This window comes from Bacillus sp. mrc49 (genome assembly GCF_002803435.1).
In genome coordinates, this window is record NZ_PHNG01000675.1 from 1 (window position 1) to 7,894 (window position 7,894).

Here is a 7,894-nt window from a genome sequence, read left to right on the forward strand (position 1 = left end):
CTTATTCAGACTCCGTTAATTCATTCGTTATATCGTGGTCTTTTTTCACTTCAGCCAACCAAGCGGGATATTCCTCCTGCAATCGCTCAGTGATAAGCGTTTCTTTAATCGCATCTTTGCTATCTTCCAGATTCGCTTTTTTCGCTTCCTTCTTTCCAGTGACTTTAATGATATGGTAGCCATATTCGGTTTTGACCGGTTCACTGACCTTGTCCACATCAAGATCGAAGGCAACATCCTCAAATTCGCCGACCATATCACCTTTTCCAAAATACCCTAAGCTGCCGCCTTTACTCGCCGTTTGCGTATCGGTAGAATACTCGGCGGCCAGTTTGGCAAAGTCGCCGCCATCCGCAAGTTCTTTTGCAACTTTTTTAGCCGTTTTTTCGTCTTCGACTAAAATATGGCTAGCCTCGACTTGCTCCGCTTGTGTAAAGGTATCTTTATTGTCTTCGAAATAGGTGCTGATTTCATCATCTGTCACGGTAATTCGCGGTTCGACCAGCTTTCTCGTTTGCAGATAAACAACGATATCCTTTTTCAAGGCGTCCATGGAAGATCCGCTTGCTTCCAATTGCTCTTTGAACGCTGCCTCATCGCCATAGGATGCAACCATGTTATCGATTTCCTTCTGGATCTCTGCATCCTTTATTTTTATTCCCGCTTTTTTCGCTTCCAATTCGATCAACTTATTCGTGATCAAAAGGTCTAATGTATCTGCTCCATATCCTGCAACAAGGGCATCGTGCAGCTCATCCTCATTGATTTTCTTGCCGTCGATGCTCGCCACTGTCTTACCCATCGACGATACCATCGCAAATGCCATGATACCGGCAATGATTAGAATGGACCCTGCCCAAACATATGCCTTCGTGCTTCTAAATAGTTTCATGGATACTCTCCCTCAATTTTTCTATAATGATAGTGATTAAATATTAATTAATCCTTAAGATAAACTGCCCGCGGGCTATATGAACCAACCAGTCATTATACTAACATACTTATCTTCCCACTAATATTTTTGTGCCTTTCGGATTCTCCCCGTTTGCATACGAAAAAAAGCATGGTGTAACGGGACATCTCCCTTACTCCATGCTTTTTCGTTTGTTATTTACGATGCATCTTGAATTCGAGAAAGAGTTCATTATAGCGTGCCAAGTTTTTCTTCCCGAGGTTTTCATACACTTCAAGCTTCTCTGTCAGTTCTGGTGATGGATAGAAGCGTTCATCCTTCACCACTTCTTCTGGCATATATTTCAGCGCTTCTTTATTAGGTGTCGAATAGCTTACATATTCGGCATTCTGCGCAGCTACTTCAGGGTCAAGCATGAAGTTGATGAACTGGTGGGCAGCATCGACATTTTTGGTCGTTCTCGGAATGACCATATTATCAAACCAAAGATTCGACCCTTCCTCCGGAACCACGTATTCGAGATCTTCATTTTCAGCCATGATTTCGGAAGCCACTCCCGACCATACAAGGCCAATCGCCGCTTCCTGGGCCTCCAAAAGCATGCGGCTTTCATCCCCGACGATCGCTTTAATGTTAGGAGTGAGCGCATCGAGCTTGGTCTTCGCCTCTTGAAGGTGAGCTTCATCGGTATCGTTCAATGAATAGTTCAAGGAGTTCAGACCCATGCCCATGACTTCCCTGGCTCCATCCGTCAGGAGGATTTCATTTTTTAAATCCTTATCCCAGAGATCGGCCCAGGCTGTGATCTTTTTCCCGCCGAGCATCTTGGAATTGTAAACAATGCCAACGGTCCCCCAGAAATAAGGGACGGAATATTTATTCCCCGGATCGAATGGCAGATCGATGAATCGTTCGTCAATATTTTTCAAATTCGGTAGCTTGGAATGATCCAAGGGAACCAATAAGTCTTCCTGCCTCATTTTATCAATCATATATTCAGACGGAATGGCAATATCATAAGTCGTACCGCCCTGTTCGATTTTCGTCATCATCGCCTCATTGGAATCGAACGTCTCATAAATGACCTTGATGCCCGTTTCTTCTTCAAAACGGTCGATCAGGTCGGCATCGATATAATCTCCCCAATTATAAATGGTGAGTGTATTGCTGCTCGTAAAACCTTGTGAAGAATTCAGCTTGGATATCGCATATAATAGCAAAGCGGATACAAGGGCAATGACTAAAAACAATTGGATGAGCTTTTTCATCGTTTCCCCCCCATTCCCGTCTGCCTAACTCGCTGGGTGATGAAGTAATAAACGATGACCAGCAGCAATGTCACGACAAACAGCAGAGTCGATAACGCATTGATATTCAATGAAATCCCGCGGCGGGCCAATGAATAGATTTCCACGGAAAGAGTGGAGAATCCGTTGCCGGTCACGAAAAATGTCACCGCAAAATCATCAAGTGAATAAGTGAGTGCCATGAAGAATCCCGCAAAGATACCTGGCAAAATGTACGGTAGGACGACCTTCGTCAATACATCCCACCGACTTGCCCCTAAATCATGCGCCGCATCGATCAGGGTTGGGCTCATTTCCTGAAGCTTAGGCAGGACAAGCAGCACAACGATCGGGATGCTGAAGGCGATATGCGACAGCAGCACCGAGTAGAAACCAAGCTTGATTCCGGCCATCGTGAAAAGAATCAGGAAGGAAGCACCGATGATAACATCAGGACTGACAATCAATACGTTATTCAGTGACAATACCGTATTCTTTGCCTTGCTGCTCGTAAAGGACCGAATCCCGATCGCTCCAATCACCCCTATGATCGTGGCGATGAGAGCCGATAATAACGCAATGACAAGTGTATTCAATACGATGATCAGCAGCCTTGTATCTTTGAAGAGCTCCTTGTACCACTCCATGGTGAATCCTTTAAAGTCATACATCGTTCCACCGCTGTTGAACGAATAAAACACTAAAAAGAAAATCGGTGCATAGAGTATGAGAAAAATTAAAACGAGAAACGCCTTTGATAATGGCGATAATTTATTGCTCATTTTACACACCCTGCTTTCGGTTACCCGTTACAAACATAATCAGGAACATGATAATAATCAAAAACACAGCAATCGTCGAGCCCATTCCCCAATCCTGGGTCACGAGAAAATGCTGTTCAATCGCCGTACCAAGCGTGATGACACGGTTACCTGCAATCAACCTTGTAAGCATGAACAATGAAAGCGCCGGGATGAAGACGACTTGGCATCCCGTCTTTACACCATCAAGCGTCAAAGGGAAAATGACGCGGCGAAATGTCATCCACCGGGACGCACCAAGGTCATTGGCCGCATCCAAAAGGGTGGGATTCAGTTCATCCAGCGCATTGAAGATCGGCAGGATCATGAATGGGATGAAGATATAAACCGAAACGAAGATGAAGCTGAAATCAGTAAAAAGAATTTGCTGACTGCCGATACCGATTACCTCGAGAAAACCATTCGCCACACCATATGTGCCAAAAATCCCAATGAAGGCATAAGCTTTCAAGAGTAGGTTGATCCAGGAGGGGACGATGATCAGTAAAAGCCACAGCTGCTTGTGCTTGGTTTTCGTTAACAACAAAGCGGTCGGGTACGCGACCAAAAGTGATATGGCCGTAATCAGGAAGGCATACCAAAATGAGCTCAGTGTCATTTTTAAATAAACGGGTGTAAAGAACTTCTGATAGTTTACCAAGGATAGATTTCCTTCGATGTCAAAGAAGGAATAGTAAAGGATTAGCAGAATCGGTGCAATCACGAATAAGGCGATCCATAAGACATAGGGTATGAAGAAAATATTCTTTGATAGTTTATTCTGCATGGCTTTCCTCATCATGATACGCTTCCAGACGCTTATCGAATTCTTCTTCCGTCTCGCCCAATCGCATGACATGGATTGCTTCCGGATCGAAGTGCAGGCCTATTTCATCGCCAACGGTCGCCTTTTTGGTTGATTGGACAAGCCATTCATTTCCATCATGATCATAGCAGCTGATTTCATAATGAACACCGCGGAATAGCTGGGAATCGACCCGGACTTGAAGTTTTCCACGATCGACGGAGGTAATTTCCAAATCCTCCGGACGAATGACAATATCGACAGCTTCATTACTGTTCAATCCCTGGTCTACACATTCGAACTGCCTTCCGACGAACTCCACCAGGTAATCTTGGATCATTTTTCCTTTTACGATGTTCGACTCACCGATGAAATCGGCGACGAATCGATTCAGCGGTTCATCATAAATATCCGTAGGAGTCCCGCTTTGCTGGATCTTCCCTTTGTTAAGGACAAAGATCTCGTCTGACATCGCCAACGCCTCTTCTTGGTCATGCGTAACGAAGATGAACGTGATTCCAAGTCTTTGCTGGAGCTCACGCAATTCATATTGCATTTCAGTACGAAGCTTCAAATCAAGGGCAGATAGCGGCTCATCCAGGAGGATGACCTCAGGTTCATTGACAATCGCCCTGGCAATCGCGACCCGCTGCCGCTGTCCGCCGGACATTTCCCTGATCTCCCGTTTTTCATAGCCGTCCAAATTGACAAAACTGAGAGCTTCCTTCACCTTTTTTTCCACTTCCGAGTTTTTCATTTTTTTGATCCTCAAGCCGAAGGCCACATTTTCAAACACATTCAAATGGGGAAAAAGGGCATAATCTTGAAAAACCGTATTCACTTGCCTCTTATTGGCTGGTACATTATTGATCTTTTTTCCTTCAAAATAAATATCGCCTTTGGACGCTTCCGTAAATCCCGCAATCAAGCGAAGGATCGTTGTCTTCCCACAGCCGGAAGGACCCAGGAGCGTATAGAACTTCCCTCTCTCGATTTCAAAGCTTACGTTATCGAGTACTACCGTATCATCATCGAATTGCTTCGTAACCTGCTCAAAGCGTATTATATTCTCGTTAGCCATTGCTACTCCCCTCTTTCCATTACCATACTTATCTATCTTTACCCTAAACGGACGGTTGCATTTGTTTAAAAGCCTATAAATATGATTTCGTCACCACAAGCAGTAATTCGGAAGGACCCTCGAAATCGTTGACGATTTGATGTTCGTCAGAAGCATGGAAGTATATCGATTCCCCGGCATGTGCGAAATAGGAATGTGTGCCGAGCTTTACAATGACTCTTCCGCTCAATACATAACCGAACGTTTCCGATAAGGACGGCTCGAATTGTTTGAATTCGCTTTTTTCCTGAAGAGTGAGGCGAATCGGTTCCATTTCCTTCTCATTCGATTCGGGGACGAGCCACTGAATTTGATAGCCCCGTTCCTCATCGATAAAAAATGTTTGGGCTTCTTCTTCATACACCACTTTTTGGACCAGTTCCTCTTCATCGAAGAACTGCGTCGGCTTGCAGCCAAGAACTTCCAATATATTGAAAAGAGTTTCAATTGAAGGGGAACTTAGATCTCTTTCCAATTGCGAAATATACCCCTTGCTTAGGTCTGTTCTTTCCCCCAGTTCCTCCTGGGTCAACCCTTTTTTCAAGCGAAGGTTCTTTATTTTCTTTCCAATTTGCATCGTATTACCCTCAATCGGTTTACTTATAGTAAACCTACAGTCATTAAAGTTTGATATAAGTAAACTTTCAGTTTAATTTAACGAATTTTATTATACAGGAAATATAAGAAACTTCAATCGAAATTTCAGCTCAAAAAAAAGGGCCTGCATGTTGGCAGCCCTTCATTTACAACTTCGCATAAATCGCCTGTGCTTTCTTTTCCCCATCCGCAATACAGTCCGGTATTCCGACCCCATTGTATGAACAGCCCGCAAGCAAAACATTTGGATAATCCTTGGCCATTTTCGCTTCTAAAGATTGAACGATTTGAGGGTGTTTCATATGGTAGTTCGGCATATTTTCATGCCATTTGGTCACTTCACTCGTTATCGGCGTTCCGGTAATCGCCAAACTATTTTTAATGTCCTGTAAGGCCACTTCGATTAGCTCATGTTTTGTAAGAGAGCGTAACCGTTCATAGTCAGGACTTGAGCTTTTATAGAAAAGTCTTACCAAAAGTTGACTGTTTCCAGACGTATGTTCCCATTTCCGGCTCGTCCAGGTGCAGGCATTGCAAATCAAGTCACTATTATCACCAGCAATGAAGCCAGTCCCATCTTCAGGAAGCATGCTGTCGGGGATATCGAATCCGAGATAAATGCTGATCATCGAGCTATCGACCAAGCCAGCAAAGTCTTGCTCCAGTTCCTGATCACCCAATAGTTTCCGGGCAACGGTGTGCGGCGTACTCAATACGATGAAGTCCGTTTCAAGCGTTTCACCATTTTCCAAGGCGACGATATACCCTTGTCCATCCTTGCTTATTTTTTCCGCTTTGACCCCTTTTATGATTTCCACCAGCTCAAGGCATTCCTCCATGCGATCAATCAGGACCGATAGGCCGTTTTTGAATGAAAGGAATTTCTTATTTCCCTTGCTTTGGTATTTATCCTTATTTTCAGATAGGCCGCGGATGATGCTGCCATATTCATTTTTATAATCAAGCATCTCAGGAAGTGTTTTCGCAATGGTCAATTCATTTAAATTCCCTGAATACACACCAGATAGGACAGGAGAAATCTGTTTTTGCACCAATTCCTTGCCTAAGAAGCTTTCAAGAAATAAGCCGATCGAGTCATTTTTCGTAAACGTCTCATTTTTTGTATAGAAATCCTTTAAGGCATCTACCTTGCCTTGTGCTGAGACCAATTCACTGCTCGCCAAGGACTCCAGGCTCATCGGGATGCCGAATAAAGCATCTTCAGGAATTTTCTTAAGCACGCCATCCGTATGGATGAATGATTTTCCCGTCGCATTATAGACCACTTGATCTTCCAGGCCCAACTCCTTGAGAAAGGGCTTTATATTCTGCTTCCTCGCTACAATGGAATCGGCCCCTGCCTCTATTTTGAATGGACCGTCATGGACCGTCCTGATTTTACCGCCCAATTTTTCATTGCCTTCTATTAAGATTAATCGTACGGATTGGCTGGCCGTTTTTACTGCTTGCTGTAAATGATACATGGTTGATAGACCGGTAATGCCCCCACCTACGACGACGACTGTTTTCATCTATGAATACACCTCGATTAACGAAATTTACATTAAATAAAGTGTACCATAATGGAGCCGAATAATTAAAAACGGCCATTCAAATTGGCCATTTTCCCTTGAAGGCATGTAACAATTTAGACAAAGAAAAAAATCCCAACATGGATTGAACCCTTCCATCCTGGTCCCTGTATCCCGATAACCTAATTTCTTATAAAAGTGTTTTCGCAATTACATTCATTTCGTCCACTGCCAAAATAAGTGCTTCCTTGTGCGGAAATAACGCTTTTGCAAATTCCGGAAGGAGCCGCAAAGCCTTCTTCGCAACCCTTTGGCTTGATATTTTCGATCAATAAGCAATCCGCGAAGCAAAATCGCTTTCCTTTCATTGGTGAAGGGGCTGTTGTTATCGCCAACATGTAAAACGAAAAAGCCTGCCGGAAGGTCATCTGCCATTATGACGAAAGGATGCTCATCCTCATCATTTTGACAGTATTTCAGGATTACTTAAGGTACGCTCTTCATCTTTAATTATTTTCGGGTCGTTCGATGCCGCCTGGAGCATTCCCTCCATATACGAAAGGAGCGCTGCCGAGGAAATCGGCAGCGCTCGTTAAGTTCTTATTGATGTGTGTTTTCATTGATCGTCAATGCTTCACGCAAATTGATTTGATGACGGAGAATATTGGCAACTTCACGCGAAATTTGTCTTGTTTCAAACATCTCCTGTACTTCATCACGCTCTGCCTGAATCGCCTTATAAAATAGCTCCCTTTCATATTCCACCATTTTACTAGGGACTCGGCCTCTATTTTCCCGTTTGCATTTCAAGATCAACACTTTATATTCTTCAATGATCATC

The 7,894-nt window shown here is 43.7% G+C and carries 7 protein-coding genes and 1 pseudogene; all 8 read right to left on the reverse strand.

Annotation, left to right across the window (positions count from 1 at the left end; all coding sequences use genetic code 11):
• Position 1: 1 nt before the first annotated feature.
• On the reverse strand, positions 2 to 892 hold the full coding sequence (locus CVN76_RS10580; RefSeq protein ID WP_100531216.1) for a peptidylprolyl isomerase: 891 nt from the start codon (positions 890 to 892) through the stop codon (positions 2 to 4).
• Positions 893 to 1,107: 215 nt separating this feature from the next.
• A complete protein-coding gene (locus CVN76_RS10585; protein ID WP_100531217.1) occupies positions 1,108 to 2,181 on the reverse strand; it encodes an ABC transporter substrate-binding protein in 1,074 nt (357 codons plus the stop codon).
• On the reverse strand, positions 2,178 to 2,981 hold the full coding sequence (locus CVN76_RS10590; RefSeq protein ID WP_100531218.1) for an ABC transporter permease: 804 nt from the start codon (positions 2,979 to 2,981) through the stop codon (positions 2,178 to 2,180). The genes CVN76_RS10585 and CVN76_RS10590 overlap by 4 nt, the downstream gene beginning before the upstream one ends.
• Position 2,982: 1 nt before the next feature.
• Positions 2,983 to 3,786 (reverse strand): ABC transporter permease, encoded by an 804-nt coding sequence (locus CVN76_RS10595; protein ID WP_100531221.1) that lies wholly within the window; start codon positions 3,784 to 3,786, stop codon positions 2,983 to 2,985.
• Positions 3,776 to 4,885, reverse strand: a complete 1,110-nt coding sequence (locus CVN76_RS10600; RefSeq protein WP_061143792.1) for an ABC transporter ATP-binding protein — start codon at positions 4,883 to 4,885, stop codon at positions 3,776 to 3,778. Before CVN76_RS10600 ends, CVN76_RS10595 begins: the two co-directional genes overlap by 11 nt.
• 73 nt (positions 4,886 to 4,958) lie before the next feature.
• Positions 4,959 to 5,501: a helix-turn-helix domain-containing protein gene (locus tag CVN76_RS10605; protein WP_061143793.1), complete on the reverse strand. Its 543-nt coding sequence runs from the start codon at positions 5,499 to 5,501 to the stop codon at positions 4,959 to 4,961.
• 166 nt (positions 5,502 to 5,667) lie between these two features.
• A complete protein-coding gene (locus CVN76_RS10610) occupies positions 5,668 to 7,053 on the reverse strand; it encodes a protoporphyrinogen oxidase (RefSeq protein WP_100531219.1) in 1,386 nt (461 codons plus the stop codon).
• Positions 7,054 to 7,653: 600 nt separating this feature from the next.
• Positions 7,654 to 7,894 (reverse strand): annotated as a pseudogene (locus tag CVN76_RS10620) (Na+/H+ antiporter); the annotation flags it as partial.

Bases quoted from the DNA above. Each gene is read 5' to 3' on its own strand.
- CVN76_RS10585 (WP_100531217.1), bottom strand. From the start codon at position 2,181: ATGAAAAAGCTCATCCAATTGTTTTTAGTCATTGCCCTTGTATCCGCT.
- CVN76_RS10605 (WP_061143793.1), bottom strand. From the start codon at position 5,501: ATGCAAATTGGAAAGAAAATAAAGAACCTTCGCTTGAAAAAAGGGTTG.
- CVN76_RS10610 (WP_100531219.1), bottom strand. From the start codon at position 7,053: ATGAAAACAGTCGTCGTCGTAGGTGGGGGCATTACCGGTCTATCAACC.
- CVN76_RS10600 (WP_061143792.1), bottom strand. From the start codon at position 4,885: ATGGCTAACGAGAATATAATACGCTTTGAGCAGGTTACGAAGCAATTC.
- CVN76_RS10580 (WP_100531216.1), bottom strand. From the start codon at position 892: ATGAAACTATTTAGAAGCACGAAGGCATATGTTTGGGCAGGGTCCATT.
- CVN76_RS10590 (WP_100531218.1), bottom strand. From the start codon at position 2,981: ATGAGCAATAAATTATCGCCATTATCAAAGGCGTTTCTCGTTTTAATT.
- CVN76_RS10595 (WP_100531221.1), bottom strand. From the start codon at position 3,786: ATGCAGAATAAACTATCAAAGAATATTTTCTTCATACCCTATGTCTTA.